19 protein-coding genes and 1 pseudogene are annotated in these 15712 nt (G+C 72.5%); 12 read left to right on the top strand and 8 right to left on the bottom strand.

Translation table 11 applies throughout. The annotated features are described in order from the left end of the window. The 4 genes from HDR73_RS14115 to HDR73_RS14130 all read right to left on the bottom strand — a co-directional run. A partial coding sequence (locus HDR73_RS14115; RefSeq protein ID WP_287136469.1) for a TrbL/VirB6 family protein occupies positions 1-1349 on the bottom strand: 1349 nt, incomplete at its 3' end. A 3-nt stretch (positions 1350-1352) separates the two neighbouring features. Next, positions 1353-2105, bottom strand: a complete 753-nt coding sequence (locus HDR73_RS14120) for a DUF8175 domain-containg protein (protein WP_012299938.1) — start codon at positions 2103-2105, stop codon at positions 1353-1355. 51 nt (positions 2106-2156) lie between these two features. Further along, positions 2157-2480 (bottom strand): hypothetical protein, encoded by a 324-nt coding sequence (locus HDR73_RS14125; protein ID WP_012299937.1) that lies wholly within the window; start codon positions 2478-2480, stop codon positions 2157-2159. Between the two features lie 26 nt (positions 2481-2506). After that, positions 2507-3118 carry a DUF6668 family protein gene (locus HDR73_RS14130; protein WP_012299936.1) on the bottom strand — a complete coding sequence of 204 codons (612 nt, stop codon included), beginning with the start codon at positions 3116-3118 and terminating at the stop codon, positions 2507-2509. Between the two features lie 255 nt (positions 3119-3373). Between HDR73_RS14130 and HDR73_RS14135 the strand changes: the two genes are divergently transcribed. The 8 genes from HDR73_RS14135 (at position 3374) to HDR73_RS14170 (ending at position 10243) form a co-directional block, all read left to right on the top strand. Further along, entirely contained in the window at positions 3374-4789 is a 1416-nt protein-coding gene (locus HDR73_RS14135; RefSeq protein WP_012299935.1) for a MinD/ParA family ATP-binding protein, read from the top strand. Next, on the top strand, positions 4789-5379 hold the full coding sequence (locus HDR73_RS14140; protein WP_012299934.1) for a hypothetical protein: 591 nt from the start codon (positions 4789-4791) through the stop codon (positions 5377-5379). The genes HDR73_RS14135 and HDR73_RS14140 overlap by 1 nt, the downstream gene beginning before the upstream one ends. After that, positions 5376-6557 carry a M23 family metallopeptidase gene (locus HDR73_RS14145; protein ID WP_012299933.1) on the top strand — a complete coding sequence of 394 codons (1182 nt, stop codon included), beginning with the start codon at positions 5376-5378 and terminating at the stop codon, positions 6555-6557. The genes HDR73_RS14140 and HDR73_RS14145 overlap by 4 nt, the downstream gene beginning before the upstream one ends. Before the next feature lie 101 nt (positions 6558-6658). Further along, entirely contained in the window at positions 6659-7102 is a 444-nt protein-coding gene (locus HDR73_RS14150; RefSeq protein ID WP_049791949.1) for a helix-turn-helix domain-containing protein, read from the top strand. 157 nt (positions 7103-7259) lie between these two features. Then, a complete protein-coding gene (locus HDR73_RS14155; RefSeq protein WP_041465071.1) occupies positions 7260-7727 on the top strand; it encodes a hypothetical protein in 468 nt (155 codons plus the stop codon). Positions 7728-7866: 139 nt separating this feature from the next. Beyond that, a complete protein-coding gene (locus HDR73_RS14160; protein ID WP_287136470.1) occupies positions 7867-8739 on the top strand; it encodes a zeta toxin family protein in 873 nt (290 codons plus the stop codon). 19 nt (positions 8740-8758) lie between these two features. Then, positions 8759-9217 carry a hypothetical protein gene (locus tag HDR73_RS14165; protein WP_012299929.1) on the top strand — a complete coding sequence of 153 codons (459 nt, stop codon included), beginning with the start codon at positions 8759-8761 and terminating at the stop codon, positions 9215-9217. A 132-nt stretch (positions 9218-9349) separates the two neighbouring features. Next, a complete protein-coding gene (locus HDR73_RS14170) occupies positions 9350-10243 on the top strand; it encodes a zeta toxin family protein (protein ID WP_086935965.1) in 894 nt (297 codons plus the stop codon). Here the strand turns inward: HDR73_RS14170 and HDR73_RS14175 are convergent. Next, complete coding sequence (locus tag HDR73_RS14175; RefSeq protein ID WP_106408658.1) at positions 10240-10788, bottom strand: DUF2087 domain-containing protein; 549 nt, start codon at positions 10786-10788, stop codon at positions 10240-10242. The two genes, HDR73_RS14170 and HDR73_RS14175, sit on opposite strands and share 4 nt — an antisense overlap. 108 nt (positions 10789-10896) lie before the next feature. Here HDR73_RS14175 and HDR73_RS14180 point away from each other — a divergent pair, with 108 nt between their 5' ends. The 3 genes from HDR73_RS14180 to HDR73_RS14190 all read left to right on the top strand — a co-directional run bounded on the left by HDR73_RS14180 (position 10897) and on the right by HDR73_RS14190 (position 11740). Continuing rightward, entirely contained in the window at positions 10897-11070 is a 174-nt protein-coding gene (locus HDR73_RS14180; RefSeq protein ID WP_012299926.1) for a hypothetical protein, read from the top strand. 142 nt (positions 11071-11212) lie between these two features. Beyond that, a complete protein-coding gene (locus HDR73_RS14185) occupies positions 11213-11353 on the top strand; it encodes a hypothetical protein (RefSeq protein WP_012299925.1) in 141 nt (46 codons plus the stop codon). 141 nt (positions 11354-11494) lie between these two features. Continuing rightward, complete coding sequence (locus HDR73_RS14190) at positions 11495-11740, top strand: hypothetical protein (RefSeq protein ID WP_012299924.1); 246 nt, start codon at positions 11495-11497, stop codon at positions 11738-11740. A 124-nt stretch (positions 11741-11864) separates the two neighbouring features. On the opposite strand, the gene HDR73_RS14195 is transcribed toward HDR73_RS14190, so the two are convergent. The 3 genes and pseudogenes from HDR73_RS14195 to HDR73_RS14205 all read right to left on the bottom strand — a co-directional run. Beyond that, positions 11865-12056, bottom strand: coding sequence for a DUF2795 domain-containing protein (locus tag HDR73_RS14195; RefSeq protein ID WP_041464709.1), 192 nt, complete (start codon positions 12054-12056; stop codon positions 11865-11867). Then, the gene (locus HDR73_RS14200) at positions 11981-13714 is read right to left on the bottom strand and encodes a PfkB family carbohydrate kinase (RefSeq protein WP_223842661.1); all 1734 of its coding nucleotides are present in this window, start codon (positions 13712-13714) and stop codon (positions 11981-11983) included. Before HDR73_RS14200 ends, HDR73_RS14195 begins: the two co-directional genes overlap by 76 nt. Beyond that, positions 13711-14982 (bottom strand): annotated as a pseudogene (locus HDR73_RS14205) (aldehyde dehydrogenase family protein); the annotation flags it as partial. The gene HDR73_RS14200 and the pseudogene HDR73_RS14205, both read right to left, overlap by 4 nt. Positions 14983-15018: 36 nt before the next feature. Between HDR73_RS14205 and HDR73_RS14210 the strand changes: the two are divergent. Beyond that, positions 15019-15712: penicillin-binding transpeptidase domain-containing protein (locus HDR73_RS14210; protein WP_287136471.1), on the top strand; the 694-nt coding region annotated here is incomplete at its 3' end.

Here is a 15712-nt window from a genome sequence, read left to right on the forward strand (position 1 = left end):
CCCTTGGCGGCGGTGCCGCCGCGTGCGCCGGCGCTGGCGTTGGCGGCGCCGGAGGGACCGGAAGCGGATCCGCCGCCGCCGCCTCCGCCGCTCGACCTGCTCGCCATGGAGCCGGCCTGCTTGATCGCTCCGGACGCGGCCTCGCCGGCCCCGCCCATCACGGCACCCGCGACCGCCGCGCCCGACACCCCGCCCGCGGGCGCGACCATCGGCGCGATGAACCGCATGAGCGCGGGCAGCGCGACGAGCGCGATGAGCATGAGCGCCATCCCGGTCAGGATCGACCAGATCCCCTGGTCGTCCTTCGCGAACAGGTCGGTTCCGATCAGGCGGAACGCGGCCGCGTAGACGAGCGCGGCGGCCGGCTTGTACAGGATGAACGCGGTCAGCCAGCCAAGCGACTTGCGGAACCACTGGTTCCCCGTCGCGGTGTTCGTGAAGCTCGCGGTGAGCGGCAGGATGCCCGCGAGCAGGACGAGCATCGCCGATCGGACCACCATCATCGCGATCTGCACGTACGTGATGAGGACGGCGATGAGCGCGAGGATGAGAATCCCGATGGCGCCGATCGGCGACTGGTCCGTGAGGAAGATCAGGGCGCCGATGTTGCGCCCGAAGCAGTTGCCCTCGACGACGCTGACGTCGCAGCTCGTGGCGGCGTTGAGCACGCCGACCGCGAACACGTCGCCGATCTGGACGGCGAGCTGGATCACCGTGAGCCCGATGGTCGAGACCATCACCAGCGTGACCAGCGACCGGACCAGCTCGCCGACCGGCTGGGTGCGCTGCGTCCAGGCGAGGCGGATGCCGGCCAGCACCACGGATCCCACCGCCATGACGAGCACGATGTACCAGGTCGAGTTCTGCAGGAACCCCACGGTCGAGGTCGAGCCGTCCGGAGCCGAGTGCGGGATGACCCAGGCGACGAGTGAGGACGCGCTCGTGATGAGGAACACCCCGGCGAGCACGACCCCGAGGCGGCCGAGGCTGTCCATCCCGGTGTCCTCCGACCTCGCCCGCATGTAGAGGATCGCGAACCCGATGATCGAGAGGACGGCGACGACGAGGCCGATCCACGCGATGTAGCCGAGCAGGGTGTCGAAGTCGGTCGTGACCGTGGAGTTCGGCGTGTAGCCGACGGTCGAGGAGTCGCCCTTCGTGAACTGCGGGCTCGGCACGTGCACCCACATGGTGCCGAGCGAGGCGACGACCTGGCCGTAGGTCTGGACGGCGTCGTGCACGAGCTGCTTGAGGGTGTTGCTCGCCGCATCGCTCAGCACGCTCGCGGCTGCCTGACCGGTGCACTCCGAGGCGTTCCCGATGAAGGTCAGGACGTTGCAGTCGGTCACGCGTCACACACCCGAGAACGGGATGTAGCCGCCGAGGCTGGTCAGCGGTGCCGGCTTGTACTGAGGCCCCGCCTCAGTCAGGACGATCTTCCAGTCACCGTGCTCCCACTTGACGACCATCGGTTGGCTCACGAGCGCCCCGTCCTTCGAGGAGACCGACATGGCGAGATCGATCGTGGCGGTGTCCGCGTTGTACTGGGTGACCTTGAACCCGGCCACCTGCAGGCGAGTGGAACTCCCTTGCTGGGTGCCCCCTCCCGCGGAGCGGACAGTGTCACGTGCGGCGCCGTCGGCGAGCAGCTCGTACATGCGAGGCTGATTCGCGGGGTTGGTGCTGGTCGCGAAGAAGTTGATGGTGGCGAACAGCGCCCCTTCGGTTGTGTGGGCGAAGCAGGTCCGGAACTGGGCGTCGTCTTCCTGGACCCCCGGTCCTGCCGTCTTCGGCGCCTGCGGCGCTGCCATCGTGCCGATGATCTCCCACTTGGCTTCAGGTGCCGAGGTGAGCGAGCTGGTCTCCTCGTAGCCCTGGAGACCGCATACGGACGCGGCGCCGTCGGGGAGCGCTGACGCACCCGGCGCCGGGGCGGCGTCCGGTGCCACCGTCGCATCGCCCGGCGGCGCCGCGGCTGGCGTGCCACCGCCGGAGAACGCCCCCGTCCCCGCCGCGATTCCGCCGACGACGAGGATCACCGCGAGGAGCGCGGCGACGGCGATCCAGAGCGGGCGCTTGTGGAAGGGCGTGGCGGGCGTGCTCATGGGGATCCTCTCGGGGGAGCGGGCGGTGCGGGCGGCGAGTCGGAGGTCGCGCTACGCGATGACGAAGCTGACCAGCGACGCGGCGCCCAGCCCGAGGAAGAGACCGAAGCCGATCTTGATGAGGCGCTCCTGGATCTCGCCGCCCTCGTGCCGGTTGTTGCGGAAAAGCATCGCGCCGGTGGCGATGAGGGAGAGCACCGCGAGGGGCAGGAGTACCCACTTGGCGATGCCGATGATGCGGCCGAACTTCTCGGTCCAGTCAGCGGGCGCCTGGGCGTCGCCGTTGGGCACGTCGATGGCGACGGCGTCCATGGCGTGGTGGATGTGCGCGGACGCCTGGTGCACGACGTCGAGCGCGAGGAGCGTGGGGGACATGAGGGCCTTTCGTGGAAGGGGGGGGACTAGCGGGGGGATGCGGTGAGCTGCAGGTCGGCGAGGAGCCGCTGGTGCTCGCGGCCCATGTCGGCGGGATCCGCGGGGCCGAGGCGCCACGCGTCGATCCACGGCAGGGTCCACGCGCGCGGGTACCCGCCGGCGACGAGCTGCTCGAGCTGGCGGAGCTCCTTGGGTCGGCGGCCGGGCGCATCCGCCACGAGCACGAGGCCGACGAGGTCGACGAGCCCGGCGACCTGACCGGATGCCCACTCGCGGGCGACCCGCTGCGCCGCGAGGAGGCCGGAGTGGTCGGTGCGCGCGACGACGACGACGCGCGACGCGGGGGATCCGGCGACAGGGGCGGGCCAGGCGTGGCCGGCGGCGCGGGATCCGGGAGCCAGGCGGGCGAGGGTCGTCTCGCCGGCGCCGCCGTGGGCGCCGACCCACCAGAGCTCGGCGGTCCCGTCCGCGCGCCGGACAGGCAGGCGGTCGGCTGCCGCGGGCGCGGCGACGGTGGCCGGCTGGGGAGCGCGGGGGCCGCGGAGGCGCTCGCGACGGGTGAGGGGCGGGGCGTCGGATGCGGGGGTGTCGACGACCGCGGGCGCGTCGACCACCCATGGATTGCCGTTGTCGCTCATGCCCTGCCATCCCACCCGAAGGTCGTCGCGCTCGCCTCACGCGTGCTCCACCGGATGGGGGATGCCGGCGGGACGCTGAACGGTGATGCTGTCAAAGTGCTTACGCAGAAGCAAGTGCTTGATCCTGCTCGCATTTTCCGTGAGACTGTCTCGCCGTCGTCGATCCTGACGGGCGCCGCCGCTCGAGCGGGCCGGCTGTCCACATGGGCGCCCGGCATCTCGCCCTGCACGACACCCCCTCACCGAGAGCCGCAGATGACCGACGCCCCGACCGTGCCCGCCTTCCCCCGCATCGACGCCACCATCACGCCCACGGCCGACGGGTGGGCCACCGGGGTGCTGATCGTCAACGGCGTCGCGACGCCGTTCGCGGAGGCGGCGGAGGACGAGATCCGCCGCGAGATCCTGCGCAGCGTGCGCGGCACGGCGCTGCAGATGCAGCGGGCGGTGCGGCTCACCACGCGCGACCGCTTCGGATCCCAGGCGCTCGCCGTCGCTCCCGACGGGCTCATCGAGGCGCTCAGCGAGCTCGACCGGGCGGATGCGATCGCGGCGCCGGTCCCTGCATCGGTGCCCGCGCCGGTGCCGGCCGCCGCGGCTCCGGCTCCCGTTCCGGCGGCCGCCGCTGCCGGATCCGCGCCGCCCGCCGGCATCCCGGCGCAGGCACCTGCCGCGACCGCGACCGCCGCACCCGCCGCGATCACGCCGCCCGCCGCACCCGCCGCACCGACGGATCCGCCGCTCACCCGCCGCGCCGCCCGCCAGTCCTTCCTCACCCGCGAGGAGGTGGAGGAGCCGGCCACGCAGGGCATGCGCGGCACCCTCACGCGGCTCGGGATCCGCATGTCGCCGTCCGAGGACGAGCGCCGCGAGCGCGAGTGGACCCGCCTCGTCAGCCAGCACTGGCCCGGCCCCCGCACGGTCGCGGTCGTCAACGGCAAGGGCGGCGTGGGCAAGACCATGACCACCATCTGCCTGTCGTCGGTCTTCGCGCGGCACGGCGGCGCGGGCGTGCTGGCCTGGGACAACAACCAGACGCGCGGCACCCTCGGCTGGAGCACCGAGCAGGGGCCGCACGACGCGAGCATCCTCGACCTCCTGCCGCAGGTCGACCGGCTCCTCGGCACGGGCGCGCAGTCCGCCGACCTCGCCCACTTCGTCCACCACCAGACCCGCGACCGCTACGACGTGCTCCGCTCGAAGCCCGAGGTGCTCGCCACCCAGCAGCGCTTCGACGACACCACGGTGGATCTCATCCACGCGGTCGCCGCCAAGTTCTACCGGCTCGTACTCATCGACTCGGGCAACGACGAGACCGACCCGATGTGGCTGCGCGCCATCGAGAGGGCCGACCAGATCGTGGTGCCGACCATCGGCGAGGCGAAGGCGGCCGAGTCCGCGGCGCTGCTGATCGAGGGCCTCGCGGAGCGCGGCGGGCACTTCGCCGACCTCGCGGAGCGCGCGGTCGTGGTGGTCAGCGCCCACAAGCACGACCTGCGCGAGGCCGAGGTCGACAAGATCGCCAGGGGATTCGGATCGCTCGCCCGCGACGTCGTGACCATCCCGTACGACCCCGCCCTCGGCGCGGACGTCCTCAACTACGGCGCCCTCCGCGCGCAGACGCAGCGGGCCTGGCTCTCCGCGGGCGCCGCCGTGGCGCGCGGCCTCTGATGCGCGCCGCGGCCACCGCCGGGATGCGCGTCGCCGTGGGCATGCGCGTCGCGCGCATCGCGGGAGCCGTGGCGCTCGCCGCTGCCCTCGCGCTCACGGCGGCCGGCTGCGCGAGCGTCACGGTGCACGGCGACGCGCCGGGGGATCCGGTGACGACACCCGCAGCGTCCCCGGCCGACTCGATGCCGGGCGCGGACGACGACGCCCCCGCGGATCCCGGCCAGACGGAGGACGACGCCGGGGCCCAGCCCGAACCGGTGGCGGACGCGGCGTCCCAGACGGCGGCGCTCGCCGCGGCCGACCGGGTCATGCGCACCTACGCGCAGCCCGGGATCAGCGAGGCCGAGTGGGAGCGGCAGATGACGCCGCTCCTGTCGCAGCAGGGCGCGGTCGCGTTCGTGCCCACGATCCCTTCGCGGCTCACGGCCCACGCGGTCACGGGCACCGGCACGGTCATACCGGCGCCGACCGCCTACGCGCTCATCGTGCGCGTGCCCACGGACGACGGTGACTACGACGTGGCCCTCATCCGCTCGTCGACCACGGCTCCGTGGTTGGCGGACGAGATCCAGGCCGTCCGCTTCAAGTGAACGGGGCGGGCAAGGGGATCCTGATCCTCATCGGCGCGCCCGCGGCGCTGATGGGGATGATCGTCTTCCTGGTGCTCTTCGGCTTCGGCGGCGACGACGCGTCCGCCTGCACGACGCAGGGCGCCGCGTCCTCGTCGACCGGGCCGCGCACGCCCGTCGACGGCTACTCCGGGGACCAGCTCGACAACGCCGCCGCGATCATGGACGTCGCCGCCGGGCTCGGCCTGTCCCGGCAGGCGCAGGTGCTCGGGGTCATGGCCGCGATGGGCGAGTCGTCGCTCCGCGCCATCGACTACGGCGACAACGCGGTGAACCCGGACGGCTCCATCGCCGACTCGATCGGGCTCTTCCAGCAGCAGTCGTCGTGGGGCTCGGTGCAGGAGCGCATGGATCCGACGTCGAGCGCGAAGCTGTTCCTCGCCCGCCTGCAGAAGGTCGAGGGGTGGGAGACGCTCGAGCCGACGCTCGCGATCCACGAGGTGCAGATCAACAAGGACCCGTACCACTACCGGCAGTACCAGCAGCCGGCCGAGGACGTGGTCGCGCAGCTGTCGGGGGCCGCGGCAGCAGCTCCGGCGGCGACGCCCGTCGCGTCCGGCACGCCGGATCCCGCGGCCGCGCCCGCGCCCGCCGCGGCCGGCGGGTGCTCCGCCGGCGGCACCGTGCTCCCGCTGAAGGCGCCGTTCGACCAGACCTCCGGGTACGGGCCGCGCGAGAGCCCGACCGCGGGCGCCTCCTCCTGGCACCCGGCGAACGACTACCAGACGCGCGAGACGGGGACGTCCTCCGGGCGGACCGGCTACTCGTGCGGCTCGCCCGTGCTCGCCGCGCAGGCCGGCAGCGTGACCACGGCGGGCCGCTACACGGTGTCGATCCGGTCGGCGGCGGGCTACACGAACAGCTACCTGCACATGTACGAGCCGGACATGGAGGTCCACGTCGGCGACACCGTGACCCCCGGCCAGGAGATCGGGAAGGTCGGCTCGAACGGGCCGTCGACGGGGTGCCACCTCGACATCCGCATCGACGTCGCCGGATCCACCGACCCGCGCGTCAGCGGGCTGCCGCAGTCGCAGACGCAGGGGGCGCCGGTGAGCGGCTACGTGGATCCGAAGGCGTTCTTCGCCGCGTTCGGGGTGACGCTGTGCGGCGGGGAGTGCAAGCATGCGTCCGAGTGAGTCCCGCGGGGTTGCGGTCCCCGCGGGCCCTGCGGCGATAATTGCTCAGGCGGGTAAATCCGAGCATCCCGCGCCCCACCCGACCGGAGCAGGTTCCGCGCATGGCAGACGACGACACCTGGGATGCGCTGCCGGCGACCCTGCGGTCGGCGGACCTGCAGCGGATCCTGCAGATCGGCCAGACGACCGTGAGCCTCTGGTTCGCGAAGGGCACCATCCCCGGCTACCGCATCTCGCACTCGTGGATCGCGTTCCGCTCCGAGGTGCGGGAGTGGCTCGAGTCGACCTCCACCGTACCGGTGCCGCCCCACGAGCCGTACCCGCATCCGCTCGACGCCTACCCGGATCACCTCACCTACCGCGACCTGATGGAGCTGTTCCAGAAGAGCCGTCCGGCGATCCTCGGCTGGCTGCGCGACGGCGTGATCCCGGCCATGCGCCCCGGCGGCCGCTGGCTGATCGAGAAGTCGGCGATCCGGCGGCTCCTCGACGAGACGAGCAACCAGCGGGCCGGCTTCGTGCCGAAGGGCCGACGCGCGAGCTGACGCGCGATGTGCCGCAGGGCGGGCGCGCGGTCGGCGGCTGGCCTAGCCTGGCTGCTTCCCGCATCCGGCACTCGCATCGCTCCGGAGCAGTCGGCGGATGCGCGAGGCGGAGCACGCGGGATGTCCGTCTTTCCATGATGTGGCTGAGGAGGTCGTGATGGGTCTGTTCGATGCGCCGGTGGAGGTACGCCCGGCGGAGCGTGCGTTGCGCATGCTGCGGTTGGTCGAGCTGGACTACCTGCGGGAGGTCCGTCGGCTGCTGGAGTCCGGGTACGACGAGAAGAAGCTGATCGAGGATCTGGCGGTGTTCCAGCCTGCTGACCTGGAACGCATCGCCGCGGCCTGCGAGGTTCCGACAGCGGTCGACGGCTTCTCGGGGGTGACGCCGTACGAGATCTGCGAGCGGTATTCGGTGGGGATGCTCGATCGCGAGCGGCTGGTGGACGAGCTGGTGCGGTTCCCGTACGTTCCGCGCGACCAGGTGGACGGGTACGACGACCTCGTCGTCAACCCGCCGGGGACGTGGGCGGATGTGGAGAGAGCCAGCGGCAATGACTTGATCGACATCGACATCTACAGCGAGGTCTTCGACCGTCGCCATGGTCAGGACGAGGTCGGTGTCTGACGAGGAGGGATCCACTCGCCTTGATGCGCTGAGGAAGCTCTCGGCCGAGGGCGGTCCCGTCGCATGGGATGCGCCGACCTCATCCAAGTAGAATCCTCGCTGGTATGGGCGAGATGGCTATACGAGTAGCCGCAAGGCCTTGCACGAGCGGCTGCTGCGTGCCTCGGTGGAGGAGGTCCCCGAGCTGCGATCGGAGCGCCGGGCGATCGTGCAGGCGGGTCCGCCGGGTGCGGGCAAGACCTCGATCCGCGAACACCTGTTGGGTGATGCGTCCAAGAGCTTCCTGGTCGTCGACGCCGACGAGTTCAAGACCCGCCTGCTGCGGGAGGCGGTCGCGGATGGCAGTTACGAGTCGTGGATACGACCCGCCGCTGTGCGGGAGAGCGAGGCGGCCGGCGAACGGTTCCACCCGATGGAACTCTCTTCACTCGTGCACGCGGAGTCAGCTGACCTCGCCGACAGGCAGAGGACAGAGGCGATCCGATCGGGCAAGAACGTGGTGATCGACACCGTGCTGTCGGCGGACACGAAGGCGCGCCAGATCATGGGTGAGCTGGAGCGGGCGGGGTACGACGTCCAGGTGATCGATGTGGAGGTGCCGCGGGAGGTGTCGGAGGAGCGGATCCGGAAGCGGTGGCGGGAGGGGAACGAGAAGGTGGAGCGGGGCGAGGGCCTCGGCGGCCGGTGGGTGCCGAGCGAGTTCGGTGCGTGGGTGTACGGGCAGCAGGATGGGGGCTCGCGGCCGGAGGTGAACGCGCGGATGGTCGCGGAGGAGTCGCCGGCGGTGTCGCGGTACCGCGTGTATCGGAAGACGGCGGAGCAGGAGCGGGAGGATCCGCTGGCGCCGGCGACCTTGGAGACGGACATGTCGCGGGCGTCGCGGGGTGGGCCGTTGGTGCCGACGCGGTCCGGGCCGGCGGCGGTGCCGCAGGCGAGGTCGTTGCCGGCGGTCTCGCGGGCGCGGGGTGCGGCGAGGGCGACTGGTGTGGGTCGGTCGGGACGTGGGAGATGACGAGGAAGGTGGGCGGTTCATGAGTGCACGCGATGTTCCCGAGGAGGTCGCGCCGGCGGCGCTGGCGCTGCTGCGGTTGCGGCTGGCGGAGCTGGACTACCTGCGCGAGGTGCGGCGGCTGCTCGATGCGGGTCGTGCCGAGGAGGAGTTGGCGCGGGATCTGCGGGTGTTCCGTCCGGAGGATCTCGCCCGGCTGCGTGCGGCTCGTGAGGTGAGCATGCCGCTGGAGGGGTTCTCGGGTGCGCTGCCGATGGAGATCTGCGAGCGGTACGCGGTGGGGCTGATCGATCGGGAGCGGTTGGTTGATGAGCTGGCGCGGTATCCGTACGTGCCGCGCGCCCTCCCGGACGGCTACGACGACCTGGTGGTGAACCCGCCGGGGACATGGGCGGAGGTCTCGCGAGCTGCGGCGGCGGGCCTCATCGACGACGAGGCCTACGGGGACGCCTTCGAGCGTCACGACGGATCCAGCCGCTGACAGGTGGGCACTGACGACGAGCTCCAGCACCTGGAGACGGTGCGCAGTTTCTCCCAGGAGGACGGGCCGCTGGCGTGGAATGCGCCGACGGCTACCGTGAACAATCCGGCCTGGTGGGGGAAAGGCGGAGCGATGCCCGCCCGGACGCGGCTGCACGAGCGGCTGTTAAGTGAGGCCCTCGACGCAGTACCCACGACGGGGACGGGACGACGAGCCATCCTCCTGGCCGGACCGCCGGGGGCCGGCAAGACCTCGGTGCGGGAGAACGCGCTCGGTGGTAGCGGGAAGGGCTACCTCGTGATCGATGCTGACGAGTTCAAGAGCCGACTGCTGCGCGAGGCAGTCGCCGATGGGAGCTATGACTCCTGGATCGTGCCGTCGGCGGTCCGTGAGCGCGAGGCAGCGGGAGAGAAGTTCCATCCCATGGAGCTCTCGTCACTGGTGCACGCGGAGTCCGCCGACCTGGCGGACGAGCTGCGCGTACGGGCGGTGGCCGAGGGGCGCAATGTCGTCATCGACACGGTGCTGTCGTCCGACACGAAGGCGCGGCAGATCATGGGCGAGCTGGAGCGGGCGGGGTACGACGTCCAGGTGGTGGACGTGGAGGTGCCGCGGGAGGTGTCCGAGGAGCGGATCCAGAAGCGGTGGCGCGAGGGCAACGAGGCGGCTCAGCGGGACGAGGGGCTGGGCGGTCGGTGGGTGCCGAGCGAGTTCGGGGCGTGGGTGTACGGGGAACCGGGCGGAGGTTCGCGGCCGGAGGCGAATGCGCGGATGGTCGCTGAGGAGTCGCCGGCGGTGTCGCGCTACCGCGTGTATAGGAAGACGGTGGAGCAGGAGCGGGAGGATCCGCGTGCGCCGGCGACCTTGGAGACGGACATGTCCCGGGCGACGCGGGGCGGGCCGCTGGTGCCGACGCGGTCCGGGCAGGCGGAGGTCCCGCAGGCGAGGCCGCTGCCGGGGATCACGCGAGCGGGACGGACAGCCCCGGGACGGGCCGGACCGGCCCGCGTCGACCGCGGGCGTTAGGTCGGCTCGCCCGTCGCGCGGGCGCCGTCCCTGGGATCAGCGTGCGCTTCCGCCCGCGCGTACTCGGATCCCGAGCGCGTCCGCAGCAGCAGCCCCGCGTCCACGAGGTGGCGGCGGAGCAGCGCGTGGTCGTCGGTGACGCGGAGGAGGCGCGCCGTGAGGGTCTTCTCGTCGAGCACCTCGTCGGGGTCCAGCGCCTCCGCGACCACGTGCCGCAGCAGGTCGTCGAGGTCGGCGGGGCCGGCCGGCCACTGGGTGATGCGGCCGTCGCGGAGGAAGCGCTCGACGCCCTGGGCGGGCGGCGTCGCGGGCTGCTGGGCGAGGATCGCGCGGAAGACGCTGTCGGGCGCGGATGCGGTGCCGTCGGCGTCCACCGCGACGAGGCCCGACCCGACGAGCGAGGCGCGCGCCTTCTTCCGGCGGGCGGGGGAGAGGTGCGCGAGAGCGTCGTCGAGGTCGGATCCGAGCACGACGCGGGCGTACGCGGCCCGCAGCTCGGGGTCGGCGAGCACGCCGGCGAGGCGGCGCGGGTCGATTTGGTCCACGGATCCAGCCTCCCGCATCCCGACGGCCCGGTCGCGCGCGCCGGACGGGAGCAGGCTGGAGTGGCACCCCGCAGCAGCGGGGCGCGACGCATACGACAGGAGGCGCACATGGCGGATCTCACCGACAAGGCCGAGGGACTCATCGACAGCGACAAGGGCGAGCAGGCGACGGACGGGGCCATCGACAAGGGCCAGGACGCCGCGAGCAACGCGACCGGCGGCAAGTCCGACGGCGCCGCGGAGAAGGCCGGCGACGTCGCCGACCAGAAGCTCGGCCAGTAGTCCCCCATCCCGAACGGACGGCCCCGACCCTCATCGCGAGGGCCGGGGCCGTCCCTCGTCCGGCGGCATCGCGGCCGCCTGCCGCGCCCCCGTCCGCCGCCGCGCCTGGCGGGCCCGCGCGCACGGCCGGTAGCGTCGGCAGATGACAGCCCTCCGCCTCCTCGGCCGCGTCCTCATGCGGATCCTCTACGTGCTCGGGAAGGTCCGTCTCGGCGGCAGCGGCCAGAACCCGTCCAACGGCGACCCGATGGGCTTCGACAAGCCGCAGCAGTACCGGCCCTGAGCGACGGATCCGGCGCTCCCTCCCGAGACTCGCCGCGTCCCGGCAACTGACGGTTCATGTCGCGGGCGTCGTCGTCGTCGGACGTCGCGCCTACCTTCGTGCACACGGGGCGTTTCCCCGTGCGGAGAAGAGGAGGGGACCATGCGCTACATCGACAGACGCCTCGAGGTCGTCGCGCTCAGCAGCACGGAGTGGCGGGTGTGCGACGCGCGCATCCCCCAGTCCGACGCGAGCCGCCTCCTCGCCTACGTGCAGCAGCACGAACACCGGGTCGAGCTCATGCGGATGCGGCCCGTGCCCGGCTTCTGCGACTGGTTCGGCTCCGTCGACGACGCGCTCGCGACCATCGCCGCGGAGCTCCCGCAGGATCACGCGCTCACCGCGTAGCGCCGGTCGCCGAGCCGCGCGTCGCCGAGCCGCGCGCCGCCGAGCCGCGCACCCGCGCACCTGGACAGCCGGACGGCCCCGGTCCTCGCGAGGAGGACCGGGGCCGTCGGCGTGGTGCGGTGGATCAGCTCGCGTCGGAGACCGCCGCGTTGATCGCGGTGGGGGCGTCGTACTCCTTGTCGGCGATGCCCTGGAGCGCGTCGAGGGTGTCGGAGTCGGCGCCCGACTCCTCCGCCTTCTTCACGATCGCGTCCTTGGACGCCGGGTAGTCGAGGCCGCTGAGGTGCTTCTGGAGCTCGATGGGGTTGATGGCCACGGTGGGTCCTCTCGTCGGTGGATCAGGGCGGCTGGCGTCCGTGCCGGCCACGTGTCGAGTCGACTCCCGAAGGGGAGCAGTGACCAGGGGCGGCCGGGTGGATTACGGGGAGCCGTCAGGATCGGCGGGCGCCGCGGGCGCCGCGGGTGCGCTGGGTGCCGACGTCGCCGTGCCCGGCGGCCGGGTGAAGCCGGGGTCGGGCGCCGACGCGCGGATCCGGTCGACCATCGAGCTCGTCGACTGCGACGGCACGTACCCGAGGATGGACACTTCGCCGCCGTACGCGCGCACCACGTCGGTCTCGTCGAGCATCTGGGCGTGTAGTCGCCGCCCTTCGCGTAGACGTCGGGCTGCACCGCCTCGAGCAGCGGGATGGGGGTGTCGGTGTCGAACACGGTGACCACGTCGACGCACGACAGCTCGGCGAGCACGCCCGCGCGGTCCTCGGCGGTGTTCACCGGCCGGTCGGATCCCTTCAGCCGCCGCACGGAGTCGTCGCTGTTGAGCGCCACCACGAGCACGTCGCCGAGGCGCTTGGCCTGGCGGAGGTACGTGGTGTGGCCGCGGTGGAGCACGTCGAAGCAGCCGTTGGTGAAGACGATGCGGCGGCCGGCAGCGCGCTCGGACGCCACGAGGTCGACGAGCTCGGCCTGCGACACGGTGCGCGAGCGGGTCTCGCCGAGGTGGTCGGCGAGGGTTGCCGCCGAGCACACGGACGTGCCGGGCAGGCGCACGACGACGTCGGCCGCGGCCTGCGCGAAGTCGGCGCTGACCGTGAGCGGCAGGCCGATCGCGCGCGCGAGCGTGAGCGCGGCGACGAAGGTGTCGCCCGCGCCCGACGCCTGCTTCTCGGGCACCGGGTGCGCGCGCGTGCGGTACGGCTCACCCGCGCCGAGCACGACGGTGCCGTCGCGGTCGAGGGTGACGACGGCGGTCGCGGATCCGGCGGCGGCCAGCACGGCGTCGGCCAGCGACGCGATCACGGCGGCGCGATCCTCATCGCGCGCGAGCGGCCGGTCGACGAGGCGGCCGGCCTCGCCCGCGTTCGGCGTTATGAGGCCGGGGCGGAGCGGCGCCCAGATGGCGGGATCGTGGGCGTCCACGACCGTGAGGCCGGGGCGGCTCGCGCGCGCGGCGAGCGACTCGAGCACCACGCCGTGCAGCGTGCCGGTGCCGTAGTCGGAGACGATCTCGGCGTCCACGCCCGCGGTGGCCTCGAGGGCGGCGCGGGCGAGGGCGCGCGCGTCGTCGCGGTGGACGGATCCGCGGTGCACGTCGTAGACCCGCACGATCACCTGGTCGTCGCCCACGATGCGCGTCTTGGTGGTGGTGCGCAGGCGCGGCGAGTGCACGAGGCCGGACACGTCGACGCCGGCCGCCAGGAGCAGGTCGCGCACGCGGTCGCCCGCGGCGTCCTGGCCGACGAGGCCGACCATGCGCACGGTGCCGCCGAGGCTCGCAAGGTTCACGGCCGTGTTCGCGGCGCCGCCGAGCGACTGGATCCGCTCGGTCACGTCCACGACGGGCGCCGGCGCCTCGCGGGTCATGCGGTCGCTGTGGCCGCGCCACCACTCGTCGAGGATGACGTCGCCGATGACGGTGATGGTCGGGCGGCGCTCGGCGAGGAGGCCGATGATCCCGCGCAGCTCGCTGGTCATCGCGCGTCGCCCGCGTCGGTGCTCACGGAGCCGGAGGCGGCCTCGGCGGCGGTCGTCGCGCCCGCGTCGAGCACCGGCAGGCCCAGGTGCACGACGGTCGTGGTGCTCATCTCGTCGAGGAGCTCGGGGCCGTAGCCGAAGCCGGATCCGCTGCGGCCGCGGGGCTGCGCGGCGCCGCCGGGCGCGCCGCCGAAGACGCCGTTGACCTTGATCGTGCCGACGGGCAGCTCGGCGGCCGCCCGCTGCGCGTGCTCCATCGATCCCGTGAGCACGCTCGCGGCGAGCCCGTACCGGTCGTCGGATGCGCGGGCGAGCGCCTCGTCGAAGTCCGCGACGACCTGCACGGCCGCGACCGGGCCGAACGTCTCGGCGGTCATCACGGTCATGTCGGCGGTGCAGTCGACGAGCACGGTGGCGGGGTAGCGGGATCCGGGGCCGTCGGGCACGTGCCCGCCGACGAGCGCGCGGGCGCCATCGGTGAGCGCCTCGGCGACCTGCTCGTGCACGGCGTCGCGCATGCGCTCGTCCACCAGCGGGCCGAGGTCGCCGGAGGAGTTCCAGCGCTCGGCCTCCGCGACGAGCGCGGCGGTGAAGCGGTCGGCGATGTCGCGGTGCACGTAGATCCGCTCGACCGAGGTGCAGATCTGGCCGGCGTTGGCGAAGGAGCCGAGGGCGGCCTGCGCGGCGGCCCACTCCGGGTCGATGCCGGCGTCGACGAGGAGCGGGTCGTTGCCGCCGTTCTCGCGGATCACGTGGGTGGGGGTGCCGGCGGCGCGGCGGGCGATGGCCTCGCCGGCGGCGGTGGATCCGACGTGCGCGACCACGCACGTGTCCTCGTGCGCGACGAGCCGGTCGCCGACGTCGCCGCCGCCGACCACGGAGACGAGCGCGCCGTCGGGGAGCGCCTCCGCGAGGATCCGGCCGAGCAGCTCGCCGGTGTGCGGGCAGCGCTCGCTCGGCTTGTGGACCACGGTGTTGCCCATCACGAGCGCCGCGCCGATGATCCCCGCGGCCACCGCCACGGGATCGTTCCACGGCGTGAGCGCGACCGTGACGCCGCGCGGCCGCGGCACCGAGAAGTCGACGTTCGGGAGCGTGCCGAGGAGGGACCTCCCGCGGTGGATGGGCCCGAGCTCGGAGTACTGCAGCAGCGTGTCGACGCCCGCGCCGACGCCGCCGAGCGCGTCGCCGCGGGGCTTGCCGGTCTCGCGGACGTTCAGCTCGGCGAGCTCCTCCGCGTGCTCGGCGAGCGCGTGGGCGGCGCGGCGGTGGTGGTCAGCGTGGCGGACAGCTCGGTGCTGGCCATGGCAACCTATCCCACCTACAGCCAGCGGACTTACGCCGAGGACCGGGAGGAGCTGGACCAGAATCCCGCCTCCCCCTATACCAACCGCGCCCTTAACAGCGCCTACGCCCCAGGCTCCACCTTCAAGCCCATGACCGCCGTGGCGGCCCTGGAGAGCGGGATCATCACCCCTACCACTAAGGTCAATACCCTCGGCTCCTGGCGCTATCCCGGGGACCCCAACAGCTACGCCAACTGCTGGCTCTACAACAGCTCCCGGGGCCGCCATGGGAAGATCAACGTCAGCGAGGCGATCTACCACTCCTGCAACTACTTCTTTGCCGAGATGGGCTACCAGCTGACTATGGATGGATTGAATGCCTATGCCGCCAACTTCGGGCTGGGCGAGCACACCGGCATCGAGCTGGGTGAGCGCGTGGGTGCGCGGCATGAGAACCAGCCGGGCGAGGACCAGGCTCCCTGGGCCGGATTCGGTCAGGCCAGCCAGGAGTACACCCCTCTCCAGCTTGCCAACTACATTGCAACCCTGGTACGGGGCGGCGAACGGCTGGACGCCCATCTGCTGAAAAACGTTACCGCCTACGACGGGAGTTCGGTGATCTATGAGCATGAGCCGGAGGCCCTGTCGGTGGTGGAGATGAGCGAGGAGACCCTGGCGGCGGTGAAGAAGGGCATGGGGGATCTGGTCAGCA

The sequence above is a fragment of the Clavibacter sp. genome, assembly GCF_014802555.1.
Lineage (GTDB): Bacteria > Actinomycetota > Actinomycetes > Actinomycetales > Microbacteriaceae > Clavibacter > Clavibacter sepedonicus.

Bases quoted from the DNA above. Each gene is read 5' to 3' on its own strand.
- HDR73_RS14170 (WP_086935965.1), top strand. From the start codon at position 9,350: ATGCCCGCCCGGACGCGGCTGCACGAGCGGCTGTTAAGTGAGGCCCTC.
- HDR73_RS14125 (WP_012299937.1), bottom strand. From the start codon at position 2,480: ATGTCCCCCACGCTCCTCGCGCTCGACGTCGTGCACCAGGCGTCCGCG.
- HDR73_RS14190 (WP_012299924.1), top strand. From the start codon at position 11,495: ATGCGCTACATCGACAGACGCCTCGAGGTCGTCGCGCTCAGCAGCACG.
- HDR73_RS14130 (WP_012299936.1), bottom strand. From the start codon at position 3,118: ATGAGCGACAACGGCAATCCATGGGTGGTCGACGCGCCCGCGGTCGTC.
- HDR73_RS14200 (WP_223842661.1), bottom strand. From the start codon at position 13,714: ATGACCAGCGAGCTGCGCGGGATCATCGGCCTCCTCGCCGAGCGCCGC.
- HDR73_RS14165 (WP_012299929.1), top strand. From the start codon at position 8,759: ATGAGTGCACGCGATGTTCCCGAGGAGGTCGCGCCGGCGGCGCTGGCG.
- HDR73_RS14180 (WP_012299926.1), top strand. From the start codon at position 10,897: ATGGCGGATCTCACCGACAAGGCCGAGGGACTCATCGACAGCGACAAG.
- HDR73_RS14150 (WP_049791949.1), top strand. From the start codon at position 6,659: ATGGCAGACGACGACACCTGGGATGCGCTGCCGGCGACCCTGCGGTCG.
- HDR73_RS14155 (WP_041465071.1), top strand. From the start codon at position 7,260: ATGGGTCTGTTCGATGCGCCGGTGGAGGTACGCCCGGCGGAGCGTGCG.
- HDR73_RS14185 (WP_012299925.1), top strand. From the start codon at position 11,213: ATGACAGCCCTCCGCCTCCTCGGCCGCGTCCTCATGCGGATCCTCTAC.
- HDR73_RS14120 (WP_012299938.1), bottom strand. From the start codon at position 2,105: ATGAGCACGCCCGCCACGCCCTTCCACAAGCGCCCGCTCTGGATCGCC.
- HDR73_RS14140 (WP_012299934.1), top strand. From the start codon at position 4,789: ATGCGCGCCGCGGCCACCGCCGGGATGCGCGTCGCCGTGGGCATGCGC.
- HDR73_RS14135 (WP_012299935.1), top strand. From the start codon at position 3,374: ATGACCGACGCCCCGACCGTGCCCGCCTTCCCCCGCATCGACGCCACC.